This is a genomic window from Sinomonas susongensis, assembly GCF_005877005.1.
Lineage (GTDB): Bacteria > Actinomycetota > Actinomycetes > Actinomycetales > Micrococcaceae > Sinomonas > Sinomonas susongensis.
Map to the genome: position 1 here is coordinate 589737 of NZ_SSNH01000001.1, position 19080 is coordinate 608816.

The 19080-nt window shown below is 69.9% G+C and carries 17 protein-coding genes; all 17 read left to right on the forward strand.

Annotated elements, in window-relative coordinates; all coding sequences use genetic code 11:
- Positions 1–3: 3 nt before the first annotated feature.
- Positions 4–1662 carry an arginine--tRNA ligase gene (gene argS, locus E6A21_RS02715; RefSeq protein ID WP_138442555.1) on the forward strand — a complete coding sequence of 553 codons (1659 nt, stop codon included), beginning with the start codon at positions 4–6 and terminating at the stop codon, positions 1660–1662.
- Between the two features lie 2 nt (positions 1663–1664).
- On the forward strand, positions 1665–3227 hold the full coding sequence (locus E6A21_RS02720) for a diaminopimelate decarboxylase family protein (RefSeq protein WP_246036143.1): 1563 nt from the start codon (positions 1665–1667) through the stop codon (positions 3225–3227).
- A gap of 19 nt (positions 3228–3246) precedes the next feature.
- Positions 3247–4632: a homoserine dehydrogenase gene (locus E6A21_RS02725; RefSeq protein ID WP_138442556.1), complete on the forward strand. Its 1386-nt coding sequence runs from the start codon at positions 3247–3249 to the stop codon at positions 4630–4632.
- A complete protein-coding gene (gene thrC / locus E6A21_RS02730) occupies positions 4632–5756 on the forward strand; it encodes a threonine synthase (RefSeq protein ID WP_138442557.1) in 1125 nt (374 codons plus the stop codon). The genes E6A21_RS02725 and thrC overlap by 1 nt, the downstream gene beginning before the upstream one ends.
- Positions 5757–5765: 9 nt before the next feature.
- On the forward strand, positions 5766–6746 hold the full coding sequence (gene thrB / locus E6A21_RS02735) for a homoserine kinase (RefSeq protein ID WP_138442558.1): 981 nt from the start codon (positions 5766–5768) through the stop codon (positions 6744–6746).
- Positions 6747–7024: 278 nt separating this feature from the next.
- Positions 7025–9097 (forward strand): transcription termination factor Rho, encoded by a 2073-nt coding sequence (rho, locus tag E6A21_RS02740; protein WP_138442559.1) that lies wholly within the window; start codon positions 7025–7027, stop codon positions 9095–9097.
- A 120-nt stretch (positions 9098–9217) separates the two neighbouring features.
- On the forward strand, positions 9218–10291 hold the full coding sequence (prfA, locus tag E6A21_RS02745) for a peptide chain release factor 1 (protein WP_138442560.1): 1074 nt from the start codon (positions 9218–9220) through the stop codon (positions 10289–10291).
- Positions 10292–10295: 4 nt separating this feature from the next.
- Positions 10296–11216 carry a peptide chain release factor N(5)-glutamine methyltransferase gene (gene prmC / locus E6A21_RS02750; protein ID WP_138442561.1) on the forward strand — a complete coding sequence of 307 codons (921 nt, stop codon included), beginning with the start codon at positions 10296–10298 and terminating at the stop codon, positions 11214–11216.
- A complete protein-coding gene (locus tag E6A21_RS02755) occupies positions 11213–12097 on the forward strand; it encodes an L-threonylcarbamoyladenylate synthase (protein ID WP_246036144.1) in 885 nt (294 codons plus the stop codon). The genes prmC and E6A21_RS02755 overlap by 4 nt, the downstream gene beginning before the upstream one ends.
- The gene (locus E6A21_RS02760) at positions 12090–13958 is read left to right on the forward strand and encodes a glycosyltransferase (RefSeq protein ID WP_138442563.1); all 1869 of its coding nucleotides are present in this window, start codon (positions 12090–12092) and stop codon (positions 13956–13958) included. Before E6A21_RS02755 ends, E6A21_RS02760 begins: the two co-directional genes overlap by 8 nt.
- Positions 13959–13961: 3 nt before the next feature.
- On the forward strand, positions 13962–15497 hold the full coding sequence (locus E6A21_RS02765) for a glycosyltransferase family 4 protein (RefSeq protein WP_138442564.1): 1536 nt from the start codon (positions 13962–13964) through the stop codon (positions 15495–15497).
- A 73-nt stretch (positions 15498–15570) separates the two neighbouring features.
- The gene (locus tag E6A21_RS02770; protein ID WP_246036145.1) at positions 15571–16107 is read left to right on the forward strand and encodes a hypothetical protein; all 537 of its coding nucleotides are present in this window, start codon (positions 15571–15573) and stop codon (positions 16105–16107) included.
- Entirely contained in the window at positions 16100–16396 is a 297-nt protein-coding gene (locus E6A21_RS02775; RefSeq protein WP_138442565.1) for an AtpZ/AtpI family protein, read from the forward strand. The genes E6A21_RS02770 and E6A21_RS02775 overlap by 8 nt, the downstream gene beginning before the upstream one ends.
- Before the next feature lie 88 nt (positions 16397–16484).
- Positions 16485–17288: a F0F1 ATP synthase subunit A gene (atpB, locus tag E6A21_RS02780; RefSeq protein WP_138442566.1), complete on the forward strand. Its 804-nt coding sequence runs from the start codon at positions 16485–16487 to the stop codon at positions 17286–17288.
- A 66-nt stretch (positions 17289–17354) separates the two neighbouring features.
- Complete coding sequence (atpE, locus tag E6A21_RS02785) at positions 17355–17573, forward strand: ATP synthase F0 subunit C (RefSeq protein ID WP_125609928.1); 219 nt, start codon at positions 17355–17357, stop codon at positions 17571–17573.
- A gap of 57 nt (positions 17574–17630) precedes the next feature.
- The gene (locus E6A21_RS02790) at positions 17631–18179 is read left to right on the forward strand and encodes a F0F1 ATP synthase subunit B (RefSeq protein WP_138442567.1); all 549 of its coding nucleotides are present in this window, start codon (positions 17631–17633) and stop codon (positions 18177–18179) included.
- Positions 18179–19009 carry a F0F1 ATP synthase subunit delta gene (locus E6A21_RS02795; protein WP_138442568.1) on the forward strand — a complete coding sequence of 277 codons (831 nt, stop codon included), beginning with the start codon at positions 18179–18181 and terminating at the stop codon, positions 19007–19009. Before E6A21_RS02790 ends, E6A21_RS02795 begins: the two co-directional genes overlap by 1 nt.
- Positions 19010–19080 lie beyond the last annotated feature (71 nt).

The following is a 19080-nucleotide window of genomic DNA, read 5'->3' on the forward strand; positions in this document are numbered from 1 at the left end:
TCCGTGACTCCCGAAGAACTCTCCTCCGCCATCTCCGCCTGCCTTGCGGACGCCGTCCGCGCCGGCGAGCTCGCCGTCGACGTGCCGGGGGAGATCCGAGTGGAGCGGCCCAAGAACCGGGAGCACGGTGACTGGGCCACGAACATCGCCCTCCAGCTCGCCAAGAAGGCCGGCATGAACCCGCGCGCGTTCGCTGAAGTCCTCGCGGCGCGCCTCTCGTCGTTCGACGGCGTGAAGAGCGTCGAGGTCGCAGGCCCCGGGTTCCTCAACATCACGCTGGATGCCGCGGCCGCCGGCGCGCTCGCGAAGGTCATCGTCGAGGCCGGCACGGTCTACGGGCGCAACAACGCGCTCGCCGGCCACGTGATCAACATGGAGTTCGTCTCTGCGAACCCGACAGGTCCGCTCCACATCGGGCACACCCGTTGGGCCGCGCTCGGGGACTCCATCGCCCGCGTCCTCAGGGCTTCCGGCGCCGAGGTCACGGCCGAGTACTACATCAACGACGCCGGCAGCCAGATGAATGTCTTCGCGAACTCGGTGCTCGCACGCCTGCACGGCCGCGACGTTCCCGAGGGCGGCTACCCGGGCCAGTACATCGTGGACCTGGGCCACGACGTCCTCGCCGCCCACCCGGACGTCCGCGAGCTGACCGACGACGCTGCCCTGCCGATCGTCCGGCACGCGGCCTACGAGGCCCAGATGCGGGACATCAAGGACACCCTCTCAGCCTTCGGCGTCTCCTTCGACGTGTACTTCTCGGAGAAGGAGGGGCTGCACGACTCCGGGGCGATCGAGTCGGCCGTGGCCCGCCTCCGCGAGCAGGGCCACGTGTACGACGACGACGGCGCAGTCTGGCTGCGCACGACCGATTTCGGGGACGACAAGGACCGCGTGCTCATCCGCGCCAACGGCGAGCCCACCTACTTCGCCGCCGACGCCGCGTACTACCTCTCGAAGAAGGACCGCGGCTTCTCCGAGAAGATCTACCTCCTCGGCGCCGACCACCACGGCTACGTCAACCGCCTCAAGGCGATCGCAGCCTGCGCGGGCGACGACCCCGAGCAGAGCATCGAGATCCTCATCGGCCAGCTGGTCTCGGTCAACGGCGCGAAGCTCTCGAAGCGTGCCGGCAACATCATCGAGCTCAAGGACCTCATCGACTGGCTCGGGAAGGACGCCGTGCGCTATTCGCTCGCGCGCTACCCCGCGGACTCGCCGCTGACCCTTGACCCGGAGCTCCTGCGCAAGCACTCCAACGAGAACCCGGTCTACTACGTCCAGTACGCCCATGCCCGCTCGCGCGGGGCGGCCCGCAACGCGGTGGACGCGGGCGTGGCCCGCGCCGTCGACGGCCGGGACGTGTTCGACGCCTCGCTCCTGAGCCATCCGACGGAGGGCGAGCTCCTCGCGCATCTCGCCGCCTACCCCTCCATCGTGGGGAAGGCCGCCGAGTTCCGCGAGCCGCACCGGATCGCGCGGCACCTCGAGACGATTGCGAGCGCCTACCACTCCTGGTACGACAACTGCCGCATCGCTCCGCAGGGCGACGAGGAGGTCACCGACCTGAACCGCACGCGCCTGTGGCTCAACGACGCGACGAGCCAGGTCCTCGCCAACGGCCTCGACCTGCTCGGCGTCTCGGCGCCGGAGAGGATGTGACCGTGGCGCAGCCGACGAACGGATCAGGCGTCCGGGCGGCCTCCCCTTCTCCGCTCGCCCCGACGTGGCTGGCTGTGCCGAGCGACCTCAACCGGCTCGAGCCCAAGATGTGGGCGCACGACGTCGAGCGGGCCTCCGACGGCGGGCTCGCCGTGGGCGGGCTCGGAGTCGGGGAGCTCGCGGAGCAGTTCGGCACGCCGCTCTTCGTCCTGAGCGAGGACGACTTCCGGACGCGGGCGCGGTCCTTCAAGGACGCCTTCGATTCGGCATTCGCGGACGTGTGCGGGGGAGTCGACGTGTACTACGCGGGCAAGGCCTTCCTGTGCTCGGCGGTGGCTGCCTGGGTTGTCGAGGAGGGCCTCCGCCTCGACACGTGCTCGGGCGGGGAGCTCGCGGTCGCTGCCAAGGCCGGAGTGCCGGGGGAGCTGCTGGGCCTGCACGGCAACAACAAGTCCGACGCCGAGATCGAACGCGCTCTCGACATGCGGGTCGGGCGCATCGTCGTCGACAGCCTGGACGAGCTCGAGCGGGTCGCCGCGATCGCCGCGGCACGTGCGGAGCGCGACTGGGCGCACGACCCGGAGCGGCGCGAAGCCCGGGCGAAGGTCATGCTGCGCCTCACCCCGGGCGTCCACGCGCACACCCACGAGTTCATCGCGACCGCGCACGAGGACCAGAAGTTCGGCCTGTCCATGGCGCCCGGCACCGCGAGCGCCGAGTTCCGGGCCGAGGTGGCCGAGGAATCGGGCGACGGCGCCGCTGCCGGGGCGTCCGCCGCCGAGGAGGCTGTCGCCGCTGCCTCGGGCCACGACAGCATCGAGCTGCTCGGCCTGCACTGCCATATCGGGTCGCAGATCTTCGAGCCCGAGGGCTTCGAGCTTGCCGCTGTGAAGCTCCTGACCTTCGTGGCGGCCATGCGTTCGGCATACGGCGTAGGCCTTCCCGAGGTCGACCTGGGTGGGGGCTACGGCATCGCGTACACGCCCGTGGACGCCCCACGGCCGCCAGCGCAGATCGCCGAGGCGATGGCCGCCGTCGTCCGCTCGACGTGCGCCGAGCTCGGGATCACGCCGCCCAGGATCTCCGTCGAGCCGGGCCGGGCCATCGCCGGACCGTCGACGTTCACGCTCTACCGCGCCGGAACGGTGAAGGACGTGGTGGTGGACGTGCCGGAGACTGGTGCGGCCCCTGATTCCACGGCTGTCCGGCGGTACCTCTCCGTCGATGGCGGCATGAGCGACAACGCCCGGCCCGTCCTCTACGACGCCGACTACTCCGCCGTGCTCGCGTCCAGGGCCTCCGTTGCCCCTCCCCAGCTCACGCGCGTAGTCGGCAAGCACTGCGAGAGCGGCGACATCGTGGTGCGCGACGCCTACCTGCCCGCCGACGCCGGCCGCGGCGACCTCCTCGCCGTTCCGGGAACGGGCGCGTACTGCTGGGCGCTCTCGAGCAACTACAACTACCTCGGGCGCCCGGGCGTCGTCGCAGTGCGTCACGGTTCTGCACGATGGATCGTCCGCGGCGAAACTGAACAGGACCTGCTCTCCCGCGACATGGGAGTGTGACAACCCGATGGGAGACCGGATGACCGAGACTCAGACGCGGCCCGAGCGGAAGGCCCTGCCCGACGAGGCCGCGGGGGCCGAGGCCAGCAAGGTGCTGAAGGTGGCGCTGCTCGGCTGCGGCACGGTCGGCAGCCAGGTCGCGCGCATCCTGCTCGAGGACGGGGACGCACTCGCTGCGCGTTCGGGGGCCCGGCTCGAACTGGCCGGGATCGCCGTGCGCAGCCTGGACTCGAAGCGCGACGTCGACCTCCCGCGCGAGCTCCTGACCGACGATGCCGAGGCGCTCGTGGACTCCGCGGATCTCGTGGTCGAGCTCATGGGCGGGATCGAGCCAGCCCGCTCGCTCATCCTCCGCGCCATCCGCAAGGGCGCGTCTGTCGTCACGGGCAACAAGGCCCTGCTCGCCCAAGACGGTCCGGCGCTGTTCGAAGAGGCAGACCGCAACAACGCCGAGCTGAGCTTCGAGGCCGCCGTCGCCGGCGCCATCCCGATCATCCGGCCGATCCGGGAGAGCCTCTCGGGCGACCGCATCACGCGCGTCCTCGGCATCGTGAACGGGACCACGAACTACATCCTCGACCAGATGGACACCACCGGTGCGGCGTTCGCCGACGCTCTTGCCGAGGCCCAGCGGCTCGGGTACGCCGAGGCGGACCCGACGGCCGACGTCGAGGGCCACGACGCCGCAGCCAAGGCCGCGCTCCTCGCAACCCTCGCCTTCCACACGCCCGTGAGCCTCGACGACGTGCGCTGCCAGGGCATCGCGAACGTCACGGCCGAGGACATCGCCGCGGCCAAGGAATCCGGCTTCGTCATCAAGCTTCTGGCCATCGCCGAACTTGTCCGGACCGGCGACGGCGGAGCTGCCACCGAGGGCACGAGCGTCCGAGTCCACCCGACGCTGCTCCCGCGCGAGCATCCGTTAGCAGCCGTGCGCGGCGCCTACAACGCGGTGTTCGTCGAGGCGGAGAACGCCGGCCAGCTCATGTTCTACGGTGCCGGTGCCGGCGGCCGTCCCACCGCGTCCGCCGTCATGGGCGACCTCGTCTCCACGGCGCGCCGGGCAGTCGCGGGCGCGCCCGGACGCACCGACACTGCGACCCGCCGGCTGCCGATGGTCGGGGTCGAAGGCATCTTCACGAGCTACAGCATCGGACTCGAGGTCGCCGACCAGCCCGGCGTCCTCTCACGGGTCGCATCGGTCTTCGCCGAGCACGGCGTCTCCATCGAGGCGATGCGCCAGACGCTGGAAGGCGGTGCTCCCGGCTCCGGAACCGGGCGGGCGGAACTGCGCTTCGTGACCCACCGCGCGACGGAGCAGGCTCTCGCCGAGACCGTCGCCGACATCAAGAACCTCGACGCCGTCGAATCCGTGACGAGCGTCCTCCGAGTCGAAGGAGTCTAGTGGCCCACCAGTGGCGCGGAGTCATCCGCGAATATGCCGACCGCCTGCCCGTCACCGAGGCGACCCGAGTGATCACGCTCGGCGAGGGTGGCACGCCGCTTGTCCATGCCCAGCAGCTCTCGGCCCTCACCGGCTCGGAGGTGTACCTCAAGGTCGAAGGGATGAACCCCACGGGCTCGTTCAAGGACCGTGGGATGACCATGGCGATGACGGCAGCGGTCGAGGCGGGCGCGAAGGCGGTCGTGTGCGCCTCGACCGGCAACACGTCGGCCTCGGCGGCAGCCTACGCGACGACAGCCGGCCTCACGTGTGCCGTGCTCGTCCCGGAGGGCAAGATCGCGATGGGCAAGCTGAGCCAGGCCATCGCGCACGGCGCGACCCTCCTCCAGGTCGACGGCAACTTCGACGACTGCCTCGAGATCGCGCGCAAGCTCGCCGAGGCGTACCCGGTCTTCCTCGTCAACTCCGTCAACCCGGCCAGGATCGAGGGTCAGAAGACGGCCGCCTTCGAGATCGTGGATGCCCTCGGCGATGCCCCGGACATCCACGTGCTCCCGGTCGGCAATGCGGGCAACATCTCGGCCTACTGGAAGGGCTACAAGGAGTACGCGAAGGACACCGAGTACCCGGCCCGGGATGGCGGCGAGGGTGCAACCCGAACGCTTCCCGCCGTCGCGACGAAGCTGCCGGTGATGTGGGGCTTCCAGGCCGAGGGTGCTGCCCCGTTCGTCGCGGGCCACCCGATCACCCACCCGGAGACGATCGCAACGGCGATCCGGATCGGCAACCCTGCATCCTGGGAGACCGCGGTCGCAGCGCGGGACGAGTCGGGCGGGCTCATCGACGCGGTTTCGGACGAGCAGATCCTCACGGCGCACCGTTGGCTCTCCGCGAAGGAGGCAGTGTTCGTCGAGCCAGGATCGGCCGCGAGCGTTGCGGGCCTTCTCAAGATGCACGCGGCGGGGAAGGTCCCGACGGGCCGCCGGATCGTCTGCACCGTCACCGGCCACGGCCTCAAGGACCCCCAGTGGGCGCTCCGCACCGAGGCCGGGGGGCAGGTCGAGCCCGTCAAGGTCGCAAACGACGTCGTGAGCGTCGCGGGCGTCCTCGGCCTCGAGCCGTAGACCGTGACCATGCAGTCGACTGCCCGGGAGTCCTCGCTCCTCACCGTTGAGCCCGGGCAGCGGGTCACCGTGCGGGTTCCTGCCACGAGCGCGAACCTCGGGCCGGGGTACGACAGCCTGGGCCTCGCCCTGTCGCTCTACGACACCGTGAGCGTCGAGACGGCCGACGACGGCGTGCTGGCCTTCGAGCTCGCCGGTGAGGGCGCGGACACCCTCCCGCGCGACGAGAGCCACCTCGTGGTGCGCACGGTGGACGCGGCCCTCTCACGCCTCGGCTACCGCCGGGCCGGGCTGCGGATCACGGCCGAGAACGTGAGCCCCCACGGACGCGGCCTCGGTTCTTCAGCGTCGGCCACCGTGGCGGCGGTGCTGGCCGCGGCCGAGCTCGTCCCTTCCGACGAACGGCCCACCCGCGAGTGGGTGCTCCAGCTGTGCAGCGAGATCGAGGGCCATCCGGACAACGTCGCGCCCGCGATCTTCGGCTCGCTCGCGCTCTCGTGGCAGGACGGCGACGCGTTCAGGACCGCGATCGCGCGGGTGCACCCCGACGTCGTGCCCATCGTCGCGGTGCCCGACTATGAGCTCTCGACGGAGCTCGCACGCTCGCTCCTGCCGTCTTCGGTGCCCCATCAGGCCGCTGCGGCGAATGCCGGGCGCGCCGCATTGCTCGTGCACGCGCTGACGAACGATCCCTCGCTGCTCTTGCCGGGCACCGAGGACTACCTGCACCAGAGCTATCGCGCGTCGGCCATGAGGCCGAGCGCGGAGCTCATCCGCCGCCTGCGTGCGGAGGGCCACGCCGCCGTCGTCTCGGGAGCCGGCCCGACCGTTCTCGCCCTCGCCGGAGGCGCCGCGGAAGCCGACGAGGTGCAGCGCGCCGTCGAGCGTTTCGCCCTGGGAAGCGAAGCCGGGGGAACGGGTGCTCGCTGGCGTGTCATGCGGCTCGCTGTGGACCCTGAAGGTGCTAGAGTAGAAGTGCATTCGCGGTAGCTTTCGCCCCGCAGGCCCACGTCCTTCGTATTGGGACGTCCAGCAGGCCCAGCACATCCGCTTCGAATGCCGTCCCTACCAGCTCCGCAGCCGGTCAGCCCGCTTGCAGCTGCCGCAAGCTCTGTCCCCCTTCGTACGCCCTGGGGCGAATCGCAGTGTGCTCCGTTCCGCCGTTCTGGCGCGACGGGGCAGCCATCCGACCGCTGTATCTGAATGCGGTCACCAACACGATGCGGCCGCTTCTGACAGCTGCCGCAGTCGACGGGGAAGGATCCTTCGTGACACAGACCACTGAGCTGAACCCGGCAGTGGAGGCCTCCACTCCGCCTGAATCCAAGGGCATCGCGGGCCTCAAGCTCGCGCAGCTCCAGGCGCTGGCTTCCCAGCTGGGTATCACCGGCGGTTCCCGCATGCGGAAGGGCGACCTCGTGGCCGCCATCTCCGCCCACCAGAAGGGCGAGCCCGTGGTGCGCCGCACCGCGCCCGCCGCCCAGCCGTCCGAGCAGCCGGCCGCTGCTCCTGAAGCCAGGGAAACCGCGGCGCCCGCCGCCGAGGACGCCGCTCCCGCCCGTGCTCGGGGCCGTGTTCGCCGCCGGGCCGGAAGCGACGGCGTCGTGACGGCCGCCGAGACCCCGGCCGAGTCCGCCCAGCCCGCCCCGGCGCAGCCGACGCAGCCTGCCCAGGAGCAGTTCCCCGGCGAGGCCCCCACCGCCGAGCGCTCCGCCAAGGCCGAGCCGGCTCCCGCCGCGGAGGCCGCGACCGAGGCGACGCCGACGGAGGCGCCGCGCCAGCCGCGGACCCGCAACCGCAACCGCCGCGCCCAGAGCGAAGGCGCCGTGGTCGCCGAGTCCGCGCCCACCGCCGACGCCGCACCGGAGGCCGCCCCTGCCGAGGTGCCTGCGCAGGCACCTGCCGAAGCAGGCCAGGCTGAGGGCCAGCCCGCGGAGGCCGGCGAGCGTCGCCGCGACCGCGGCGACCGTGGCGACCGCGGCCAGCAGGAGCGCCGCCGCGACGACAGCGAGGGCGACGACGGCAACCGCCGCAGCCGCCGCAACCGCCGAGGCCGCGACCGTGACCGTGACCGCGAGGAAAGCCGCAACGATCGGTTCCGTGACCGCAACGACCGCCGTCGGGGCCGCACCCAGGGACCCGAGGTCGACGAGACCGAGGTGACCGAGGACGACGTGCTCGTCCCCGTCGCGGGCATCCTCGACGTCCTCGAGAACTACGCGTTCATCCGCACCTCGGGCTACCTTCCGGGCCCGAACGACGTCTACGTGCCGCTCGCCCAGGTCAAGAAGTACGGCCTGCGCAAGGGCGACGCCGTCGTCGGCGCCATCCGCGCACCGCGCGACGGCGAGGACAACCGCCAGAACCAGGGCGGCCGCCAGAAGTTCAACGCCCTCGTCCGCGTGACGAGCGTGAACGGGAAGAACACCGAGGACCTCAAGAACCGCGTCGAGTTCACCAAGCTCGTCCCGCTCTACCCGTCCGAGCGTCTGCGGCTCGAGACCGACCCGAAGAAGGTCGGCCCGCGTGTGATCGACCTCGTGGCGCCGATCGGCAAGGGCCAGCGCGGTCTCATCGTCTCGCCGCCGAAGGCGGGCAAGACGCTCATCCTGCAGTCCATCGCGAACGCGATCACCGTCAACAATCCTGAGGTCCACCTCATGATGGTGCTCGTCGACGAACGGCCTGAAGAGGTCACGGACATGCAGCGTTCGGTGCGCGGCGAGGTCATCGCCTCGACCTTCGACCGGCCGGCCGACGACCACACGACGGTCGCCGAGCTCGCGATCGAGCGCGCCAAGCGACTCGTCGAGCTCGGCATGGACGTCGTCGTGCTCCTCGACTCGATGACGCGCCTCGGACGCGCGTACAACCTCTCGGCTCCCGCGTCCGGACGCATCCTCTCCGGTGGTGTGGACTCTGCAGCCCTGTACCCGCCGAAGCGGTTCTTCGGTGCGGCGCGCAACATCGAGAACGGTGGATCGCTCACCATCATCGCGACGGCGCTCGTCGAGACGGGCTCCAAGATGGACGAGGTCATCTTCGAGGAGTTCAAGGGCACGGGCAACATGGAGCTCCGCCTGTCGCGCCAGCTCGCCGACAAGCGCATCTTCCCCGCGGTCGACGTGAACGCGTCCGGCACGCGGCGCGAGGAGAATCTCCTCTCCTCGGACGAGGTCAAGATCATGTGGCGCCTGCGCCGGGTGCTCTCCGGCCTCGACACGCAGCAGGCTCTCGAGCTGCTGACGTCGAAGATCCGCGAGACGCAGTCGAACGTCGAGTTCCTCCTTCAGGTGCAGAAGACGACGCTCGCCTCGAAGTCGGAGAACGACAAGCACTAGCTGCCCCGCACGGCGGCCGGCCCGGACACTCCGAGCCGGCCGCCGTCGTCGTCTCGACGCCGAACCTGGGAACCCGCCCGACGGTCGGCTCCCACCCCGCCACGCTAAGAAAGGCCCCACATGTTCGAGTCCGTGAAAGGACTGCTGGACGAGCACGCTGACCTGCAGAAGCAGCTGAGCGACCCCGCGGTCTACCAGGACCAGGCGCTCGCGCGGAAGCTCGGCCGCCGCTCAGCCCAGCTCAACGGCATCGTCGAGGCCCATAACCGCTGGAAGCAGCTCGCCGACGACCTCGAGGCGGCCAAGGAGATGGCGTCCGAGGACCCCGAGTTCGCTGCAGAGGTCCCCGAACTCGAGCAGTCCCTCGCGACGGCGCAGGAGAAGCTCCGCCGGCTGCTCATCCCGCGCGATCCCAACGACGCGCGGAACGTGATCCTCGAGGTCAAGGGCGGCGAGGGCGGCGACGAGGCGGCCCTGTTCGCGGCCGACCTTCTGCGGATGTACACGCGCTACGCCGAGTCCAAGGGCTGGAAGACCGAGATCCTCTCCGCCACCGAGTCGGATCTGGGCGGCTACAAGGACGTGCAGGTCGCCATCAAGGGCAGCTCGAACGATCCGGCCGAGGGCGTGTACGCGCACCTCAAGTACGAGGGCGGCGTCCACCGGGTCCAGCGGGTGCCCGTGACGGAGTCCCAGGGGCGGATCCACACGTCCGCGGCGGGAGTGCTCGTGTTCCCCGAGGTCGACGAGCCCGAGGAGATCGAGATCAACGCCAACGACCTCAAGATCGACGTCTACCGTTCGTCGGGTCCCGGCGGCCAGTCCGTCAACACGACTGACTCGGCGGTGCGCATCACCCACCTTCCGACGGGCATCGTCGTGGCCATGCAGAACGAGAAGTCGCAGCTGCAGAACCGCGAGGCCGCGATGCGCGTGCTGCGCTCGCGCCTCCTCGCGCACCAGCAGGAGCAGATCGACGCGGAGAACGCTGAGGTGCGCAAGTCGCAGGTCCGCACCATGGACCGCTCGGAGCGGATCCGCACATACAACTACCCCGAGAACCGGATCGCCGACCACCGCACGGGCTACAAGGCGTACAACCTCGATGCCGTCATGAACGGCGACCTCGAGCCTCTCGTCCGGTCCTGCATCGACATGGACGAGCAGCACCGCCTCGATTCCCTCGGCGAGTAGGCACATGGGCAGCTCTGCCCCGGGTGCGGGCGGCGAGGACCTCCGGGCCGCGCTGCGGCGGGCGACGGCGATGCTCGCCGAGGCGGGCGTGCCGAGCCCGCGGGCCGACGCCGAACTGCTGGCCGAGCACCTGCTCGCGTGCGGCCTCGGGCGGCTGCGTGCCCTCGCCATCATGGGCAGCCCCGTTCCGGACGGCTTCTGGGAGCTCGTGGAGGAGAGGGCCAAGCGGGTCCCCCTCCAGCATCTGACGGGTACCGCGCACTTCCGTCACCTCACGCTGAGCGTCGGCCCCGGGGTGTTCGTCCCGCGGCCGGAGACGGAGACCCTCGTCTCCCTCGCCCTCGACTGGATCGGGGACCACCGCGCCGTCCTCCCGGCGCCCGTCGTCGTCGACCTCGGGACGGGCTCGGGTGCCATCGCCGCCTCGATTGCTGCCGAATGCCCGACGAGCAGGGTCCATGCGGTGGAGCTTTCCGAATTCGCCTACGCATGGGCCCGCCGGAACGTCGCGCTGCCCGAGGTGGGCGGGCGCGTCGAGCTCGTCCTCGGGGACCTGCGCACGGCGTTCCCCGAACTCGACGGCAGCGTGGACGTCGTCGTGAGCAATCCGCCCTACATCCCGTCGGGCATGGTTCCGCGGGAGCCCGAGGCGGCCGAGCACGACCCCGAACTCGCTCTGTACGGCGGGGGAGAGGACGGACTGGAGCTGCCTCTGGCCGCGATTGCGTCCGGGGCGCGGCTGCTTCGCCCGGGCGGATTCTTCGTCATGGAGCACGCCGAGGTGCAGGCCGCTTCCCTCGCACGGCGGCTCGCCGCCGACCCCAAGTGGACCGACGTAGCGTCCCATGAGGACCTCAACGGCCTCCCACGCGCGACGTCCGCTGTCCGGAGTCAGGCTCCACGCGTGGAAGAATTGGGGCCGTGACGACCACGAGCTACAACTGCAGCGACCGGGAACGGCGAGCCGAGGGGCTTGCCCATGCACAGCGGGCCATCGCGGCCAAGCAGTGCGTCGTGATGCCGACGGACACCGTCTACGGCATCGCGGCCGACGCGTTCTCGGCTCAGGCCGTTGCGACGCTCCTCGCCGCCAAGGGCCGCGGACGCTCCATGCCGCCGCCCGTGCTCATCCCGCGGCTCCAGACGATGGACGGCCTCGCGGCCGACATCCCGGAGGCCGGGCGGCGACTCGCCGAGAAGTTCTGGCCGGGTCCGCTCACGCTCATCTTCCACGCGCAGCCGTCCCTCACCTGGGACCTCGGCGACACGCACGGGACCGTCGCGCTGCGCATCCCGGACGACGAGATCGCCCAGGCACTCCTGACGATCACGGGGCCGCTTGCCGTCTCCTCCGCCAACCGAACAGGTCACAAGGCCGCTCAGACAGCCGCCGAAGCTCAGGAACAGCTCGCGGAGTCGGTCGAGGTCTACCTCGACGGCGGCTACCGGCCAGTCGACGGAAGCGCCGAGGGTGTCCCGTCGACGATTGTCGACTGCACCGGGGAGCGGCTCCGGGTCGTGCGTCAGGGCGGCGTGAGCCTCGAGGCCCTGCGCGAGATCGTGCCTGAGGTGCTCGGACTGGGCGAAGAGCCCGTCCCGGAGCCCGCGGCAGAGCCAGGGATCGCGGTCGCGCCCGAGGCGGAGCCCGTCCCGGCGCCCGAGGCAGAGCCAGAGGTCGCGGTCGCGCCCGGGGCGGAGCCCGTCCCGGCGAGGCCGGCGCGGGAGCCGGAGGTGGCGAACCCAGAGGCTCTGGAGACCGGGCAGGAGACGACGGCGGGGGCCGCTGCGGAGCAGCCACGTGACTGAGGACCGCGAGCCGCGGGTCGTCGCTGTCGTCGTCAGCTACAACCGGCGCGAGCTGCTCGAGCGGTCCCTCTCGGCCCTTGCCTCCGGCGACCGCCGGCCCGACGCGCTCGTCGTGGTGGACAACGCTTCCACAGACGGTTCGGGCGAGTTCCTCGAGGGCTTGGATGTCCCTTTCGAGTACGAGCTGATCCGGCTCTCCGAGAACACCGGCGGTGCCGGGGGCTTCGCAGTCGGGATGGCCGCCGCCGTCGCGCGCCATAGCCCGGATCTCGTCTGGATCATGGACGACGACACGGTTCCGCTGGCCAAGACCCTCGCCGAGGCGTTGCGCCTGTGGGAGGCATGCCCCCCGACCGACAAGCCGGCGTTCATCGCGAGCCGGGTGGTCTGGAGCGATGGCCGGGACCACCCGATGAACACGATGCGGGACCGCTGGGACGCGGCTCCGGCCGACCGGTCCTTCGCCGCCGCGCACCGGGCAAGGGTGGTGCGCTCGGCGTCATTCGTCTCGCTCTTCGTCGACGCGGAGGCCATCAGGGCCCTCGGCCTGCCGGTCGCCGACTACTTCCTCTGGAACGACGACTTCGAATTCACGGCGCGGCTCGCGCGGCGGCGCCTGGCCCTCGCGAGCCTCGACTCCGTCGTCGAGCACCACACGAAGACGTACGACTCGCACACCTCCGACGTCGGGGACCGCTTCCGCTTCGAGGTGCGCAACAAGCTCTGGACCTTCTTCCGCTCGCCCGCGCTCGCCCCCGTCGAGAAGGCCCTCTACGGAGCCTCGACGCTGCGCCGCTGGGGGACCATGGTGCGGAACAGCGCGGCCCCGCGCATCGTGTTGAAGGCCGGTGCTGCAGGCCTGTGCGAGGCGCTTTCGCGTGCCCCGCGTCCGAATGAGGACGTCCTGGCACGCGCCGGAGCGCTCCGAGCCGATGCGGCCGCCGACTTCGCCCCGGTACGAACCCACGCCCAGTCCCACAGCGGAACAGGCAGGCTGTCTGACTTTTCCGTCCTCCTCCCGGTCTACGCCGGCGACGCCTCGCAGCGTGTCCGCCGCGCGATCGCCTCCGTGACTGTGGACCAGACGGTCCCACCGGCCCAGCTCGTCATCGTGCGGGACGGCCCGGTGGGGGATGACATCGAGGCCGTCCTCCGTGACGCGGAACGGAACCCCGACTACAAGGCCGACGTGCTGCGGCTCCCCGCTGGGGTGGGCCTCGCCGACGCGCTCGACGCCGGCCTCGAGCTCTGCCGCCACGACGTCGTCGCGCGCATGGACGCGGACGACGTCGCACTGCCCGAGCGCTTCGAGCGGCAGCTGGCGCTCCTGTCCGAGGGCTACGACATCGTGGGCTCGGCGATCGCCGAGATCGGCGACGACGAGTCCCAGCGGCTCGCGAGCCGTCCCGTCCCGGTCTCGCACCGGGAGATCATGGCCCAGCTCGGCTTCCGCACGCCGTTCAATCATCCGAGCGTCATGTACCGCGCTTCCGCGGTCCGCGCGGCCGGCGGCTACCGCGGGGTGCCGGACATGGAGGACTACTGGCTGTGGGCCAGAATGCTCCACGGTGGAAGCCTCGGCGCCAATGTGCCGGACGTCCTCGTGCTCTACAGGGTGAGCGAGGGAGCCTACGCCCGCCGCGGCGGCCGCCGGATGCTCGTGGCGGAGCTCAGGCTCCAGCGCCGGCTGCTCGGAGCGCGCTACCTCGGGCCGCTCGCCTTCGGCCGCAACGTGCTGGTGCGCGGCGCGTACCGCCTCGTGCCCACGCGGGTCCGCCGCCGCGGCTACCGGACCGCCTTCACTGAGCTCCCGGCCCCAGAAGAGCCTGCGACGGCCGGCTCGGGGGAGGCCGCCGGCTGACCCATGTTCATCTACGTCCTCGTGGCCATGCTGGCCGCCATCGTCACATACGCCGCGACTGGAGTGGTGCGCGTCGTCGCGCTACGGCTCGGGATCGTCTCGCCCGTGCGCGAGCGGGATGTCCACACCCGTTCCGTGCCCCGCCTCGGCGGGATCGCGATGCTCGCGGGGTTCGCCGCTGCCTTCTGGGCGGCTTCCCAGACGGTGTGGATCCGCTCGATCTTCTTCGACACCCCCCAGACCTGGGCTGTCCTCGCGGGGGCCGCCTTCATCGTCCTGCTAGGGGCGATCGACGACATCGTGGACCTGAACAGCTGGGTCAAGCTCGCTGGCCAGATCGTCGCGGCGGGCATCGTCGCCGTGTGGGGCCCGCGGGTCACGTTCCTCCCGCTCGGCCTCCTGCCCGTGACGGAGGTATGGCTGCAGATCGGGCTCACGATGTTCCTCATCGTCCTGACGGTCAACGCGGTCAACTTCGTGGACGGCCTCGACGGCCTCGCGGCGGGCGTCGCGGGGATCGGCGGCTTCGCGTTCTTCCTGACGGCCTACTGGGTGCACCGCAACGCCCTCCTGCCTGACTACACCGACCTCTCGACCCTCCTCATGGCACTCCTCGTGGGGATCTGCGTGGGCTTCCTGCCGCACAACGCCCATCCGGCGAAGATCTTCATGGGCGACTCCGGCTCGATGCTGCTCGGCCTCGTGATGGCTACGGGAGGTGTGGTCGCAACGGGCCAGATCGCCTCGGGCCTCTACGACCGCGCGGAAGGCATTCCCACCTTCGTCCCGGTCGTGCTTCCCATCGTCGTCATGGTCCTTCCCTTCATCGACCTCATCCTTGCCGTGCTGAGGCGGACTGCGAGCGGACGGTCGCCGTTCTCGCCGGACCGCGAGCACGTGCACCACAAGCTGCTCGACCTCGGCTACTCGCATCGTCAGGCTGTGGCCGTCATGTACGTGTGGACCGCGTTCGTCGCGTTCGGCGGCGTCGCATACGCGTTCGTCCCGTGGGTCCCGCTGACGGTCTTCAACATCATCGTCCTGCCGGCCGTCGCCTTCCTCACGATGCACCCATGGGTCAGGGAGAGCGTCGCCAGCAGTCCCGTGCGCCGGGTGTGGCTCCGCTCGACGCCGTGGGTGCCGCGCTTCACCGTCCCCTTCGCGGCGACGGTCGCGGCGGCAACGTTCCTCGGCTTCACCGGCCTGGGAAATGGGGGAGTGCCCCTCCTCTATTCGACCTTCCTCTCGCTGGCGGTCGTCGCGGTGTGCGGAGGAGTCCCAGTAGTGATCCTCCACGCGGCGGCCTCGACGCTTCCGTTCCGTCGGCGCACGCTCATGGCGGACGTGCTCATGAAGGTGGTCGCGTTCGCGATCGCCATCCTCGTGGTGGGCTCTCCGACGTGGTCTGACCGAGGGTGGTACTGGCTCTCCCTCTGGGTCTGCGGAACCGCGTGGATCGTAGCCCAGGCCGGCGTCGCCCTCTCCCAATGGCGGGTCGCGAGAGGCGGCCTGAGCCCGCGCCTGGGCGGCAGTCATTGAGTTCTATCTCATGTAGAATAGAGACCGCACCCACACCCACGCCGGCACCGCTTCGATGGCGCACACATCGACGGTGGCCGCCGACGAACGGCTCGAGATGAACAGCAGGCCCCCACGCCCCGGTCGAGGTATCGGACCCGCTGGCGTCGGCTTCTCCTCGCTCTGGCTGCGGCTCGCGGGACTGTGCACGGGAACGACCGCGGCACTGGATGCAATCCTGGCCATCGTCGCCTGGGTGGCCACGGGCCCTGCCGCCGCAGGAAGCGTCGCCTTCGCGGCCGTCGTCGTCATCGCCTTCTTCGCCATCAGCCTCCTCGTGGGGCACTTCGTCGGCCGGCGGAATCCTGCCGGGGCGATTGGAATGTTCGCCGTCGTCTACCTCATCAAGATCGTCGGCTTCGCGGCCGTGCTGATCTGGATGGGGACCCCGAATTGGATCAATCCTCCGTGGTTCGGGGCGGCTGGAATCGTAACCGTCGTCGTCTGGCAGGCAGTCGAGCTGTGGGGGTTCAGCCGTGTGCGGCTCCAGATCTTCAACGACCCGGAGGAGCCGGGACCGGGCGCCTCGCCGGCCCCTGGCGCGACGCCTCGAGGCGGCTCCCATGGCTGAGCGGGGCAGCTCCCAGGGCCCGGCCGAAAGCGAGCCTCACGGCGACGGCGGCTACAACGCAGGCATGGCCGTCTTCAGCTACATCATTGGCGGGACCGTTGTCTGGAGTTTGATAGGGTGGGGGCTGGATATCCTCCTGAAAACCCGCTGGTTCGTGCTCATTGGAGCCCTGCTGGGGATTGTCGGCGGCCTGTACCTCGCCGGCAAGCACGGACTCTTCACGCAACAGCGCGGACCGGCGCGGGCCGAACCCGGGGACGACGACGTCGAAGGGGACAGCAGCACCTGATGGAGCCACCGAAAATTTCACATGTGGGGGTCGAAGCCACTCGCCCCGGCACCTGCCCGATGAAGGACACTGCAAGAGAGGAATCGCGTTGACCCCGCTCACGCTTCCGGCCGCCGACAACAGCGGCACTTTCACCCCTCCCGGCCTCGAAAGCCTGCACCTCCCGGCGATCCTGCCGTGGGGCGCAGACGAGGGCTTCAACAAGCAGATGCTGCTCGTCCTCCTGTCGGTCGTCTTCATCGCATGGTTCTTCATCGCCGCGTCCCGGAAGCAGCAGCTCGTGCCGGGCAAGCTCCAGTTCCTGGGGGAGCAGCTCTACGGCTTCGTGCGCAACGGCATCGGCAAGGACGTCATCGGCGGCCGCGACTTCATGAAGTTCGTGCCGCTGCTCTTCGCGTTGTTCTTCTTCATCCTGCTGAACAACATCTACGGCGCGATCCCGTTCTTCCAGCTCCCGACGATGTCCCACGTCGGCGGCGCCTACTTCCTTGCGGGCCTCGTCTACGTCATCTGGATCGGTGTGGGCCTGCGGCGCTTCGGCCTCCGGTACCTCAAGCTCGCGGTGGTCCCGTCGGGCGTGCCGTGGTACATCATGCCGATCGTCGTGCCGATCGAGATCATCTCGAACTTCATCGTCCGGCCGATGACGCACAGCCTCCGTCTCTTCGCGACCATGCTCGCAGGCCACCTCGTCGTCGCGCTCGCCGGATCCGGCATCGCATTCCTCGTCGAGCAGGAGAACGTCGTCCTCAAGGGCCTGAGCGTCTTCGTGCTGGTCTTCGCAGTTGCCATGTACATGCTCGAAGCACTGATCATGGTGCTTCAGGCCTACGTGTTCACGCTCCTCACCGCCATCTACATCCAGGGCGCGGTCGGGGCAGACGCCCACTGAGAATTCCCCTCGCGGAGGGGGCACCCAACCCATCAACCTGCCTGCGGGCGATTGAAAGGAAAATCAATGAACGGCACGATCAACGGCAGCCTCAACCTCATCGGCTACGGTCTTTCCGCCATCGGCGGTGCCATCGGCGTGGGTCTCGTCTTCGCGGCCTACATCAACGGCGTTGCCCGTCAGCCTGAGGCGCAGCGCGTTCTCCAGCCGCTCGCGTTCCTCGGCCTTGCCCTGACCGAGGCGCTCGCCATCCTCGGGCTCGTTTTCGCCTTCGTCCTGAAGTAAAACGGGCATTACCGAGCCGAGAACCAGCTACTTCAGTAGATAGGAGGGGTGGACCACATGCATCAGCTCATGGTGCAAGCAGCCACCGAGAGCGCCAACCCGCTCGCACCGAACTGGTGGGAGGTGCTCGTCACCGCGGTCGGCTTTGCCATCCTGCTCTTCATCGCAGTCAAGTACGTCGTGCCAGCGTTCGAGAAGACCTTCGCCGCGCGTGCTGAGGCGATCGAGGGCGGCATTGCCAAGGCCGAGAAGGCCCAGGCAGAGGCTTCCGCTGCGCTCGAGGAGTACAAGCAGCAGCTTGTCGATGCCCGGACCGAGGCGAACCGCATCCGCGAGGAGGCTCGTGCCGAGGGCGCCCAGATCCTCGCCGAGCTCAAGGAGCGGGCGGCCGCCGAGGCCGCGCGTCTCACGGAGCAGGCGCACGTGCAGATCGAGGCCGAGCGGCAGCATGCGCTCGTCTCCCTGCGCAGCGAGGTCGGCTCGATGGCGACGACGCTTGCCGGACGGATTGTCGGCGAAGCCCTGGACGACGACGCGCGTGCAAGCCGCGTAGTCGACCGCTTCCTCGCGGACCTGGAAGCCCAGAACGCAGGTGCGGCGAAGTAATGGCAGGAGTATCGAGCCAATCGCTGGCCACCGCGCTGGCGGACCTGGAGACCAAGCTGCCCACGGCCTCGCTGTCGCTGGCGGACGAGCTCTTCGGCATCCTGCGGGTCCTCGACGCGTCGGCGGGCCTCCGCCGAGCACTCACGGACCCGTCGCGCGAGGGCGCGGAGAAGTCAGCCCTCGTCCAGCGGCTTCTTGCCGGCAAGGCCTCGACCGACGCGGCGGAGATCGTGTCGAATCTGGCCTCGCAGCGCTGGGCGGGCTCCCGCGACATCAGCGATGCACTCGAGACCCTGGCAGCGACTGTGGCAATCGCCGTCGCCGAACAGAGCGGGGGGGCGTCGGGACTGGGCGGCCTCGAGCGAGTCGAGAACGACCTGTTCTCCTTCGTCCGGACCGTTGACGAGAGCCACGATCTGCAGGCGGCCCTGAGTGAGCCGCAGGCGAGTGCCGAGGCGAAGCGGGCACTTGCGCTTCGCCTCGTCCCGAATGCCTCGGACGAGGCCCGTCTGCTCATTGGGCAGGCGGCGGCGGATCCCCGCGGCCTCAAGCCCACGGAGCTCGTGAAGCGTTTCGCTGCCCTGGCCGCCAAGCGCCAGGAGCGGTGGATCGCAGAGGTCGTGGTCGCGCGGCCGCTTGCCGGCGATCAGGCTGAGCGGTTGCAGACCGGTCTCAACCAGTTGTACCGCCGGGAGCTCAAGATCAACACGACAGTCGATCCTCAGCTGTTGGGCGGCGTCCGCGTTACGGTCGGCGACGAGGTCCTCGATGCCTCGACGCTGGCACGGCTCACTGAACTGCGCCGCCAGCTCGCGGGGCAGGCCGGCTGAGACGTCACAGCACACTTCGAACCACACAAGACGGTCATCACAGCCAGCACTGCACCGATGATGACCACGAG

Bases quoted from the DNA above. Each gene is read 5' to 3' on its own strand.
- E6A21_RS02725 (WP_138442556.1), top strand. From the start codon at position 3,247: ATGACCGAGACTCAGACGCGGCCCGAGCGGAAGGCCCTGCCCGACGAG.
- thrB (WP_138442558.1), top strand. From the start codon at position 5,766: ATGCAGTCGACTGCCCGGGAGTCCTCGCTCCTCACCGTTGAGCCCGGG.
- prfA (WP_138442560.1), top strand. From the start codon at position 9,218: ATGTTCGAGTCCGTGAAAGGACTGCTGGACGAGCACGCTGACCTGCAG.
- prmC (WP_138442561.1), top strand. From the start codon at position 10,296: ATGGGCAGCTCTGCCCCGGGTGCGGGCGGCGAGGACCTCCGGGCCGCG.
- E6A21_RS02765 (WP_138442564.1), top strand. From the start codon at position 13,962: ATGTTCATCTACGTCCTCGTGGCCATGCTGGCCGCCATCGTCACATAC.
- E6A21_RS02775 (WP_138442565.1), top strand. From the start codon at position 16,100: ATGGCTGAGCGGGGCAGCTCCCAGGGCCCGGCCGAAAGCGAGCCTCAC.
- atpE (WP_125609928.1), top strand. From the start codon at position 17,355: ATGAACGGCACGATCAACGGCAGCCTCAACCTCATCGGCTACGGTCTT.
- E6A21_RS02790 (WP_138442567.1), top strand. From the start codon at position 17,631: ATGCATCAGCTCATGGTGCAAGCAGCCACCGAGAGCGCCAACCCGCTC.
- E6A21_RS02795 (WP_138442568.1), top strand. From the start codon at position 18,179: ATGGCAGGAGTATCGAGCCAATCGCTGGCCACCGCGCTGGCGGACCTG.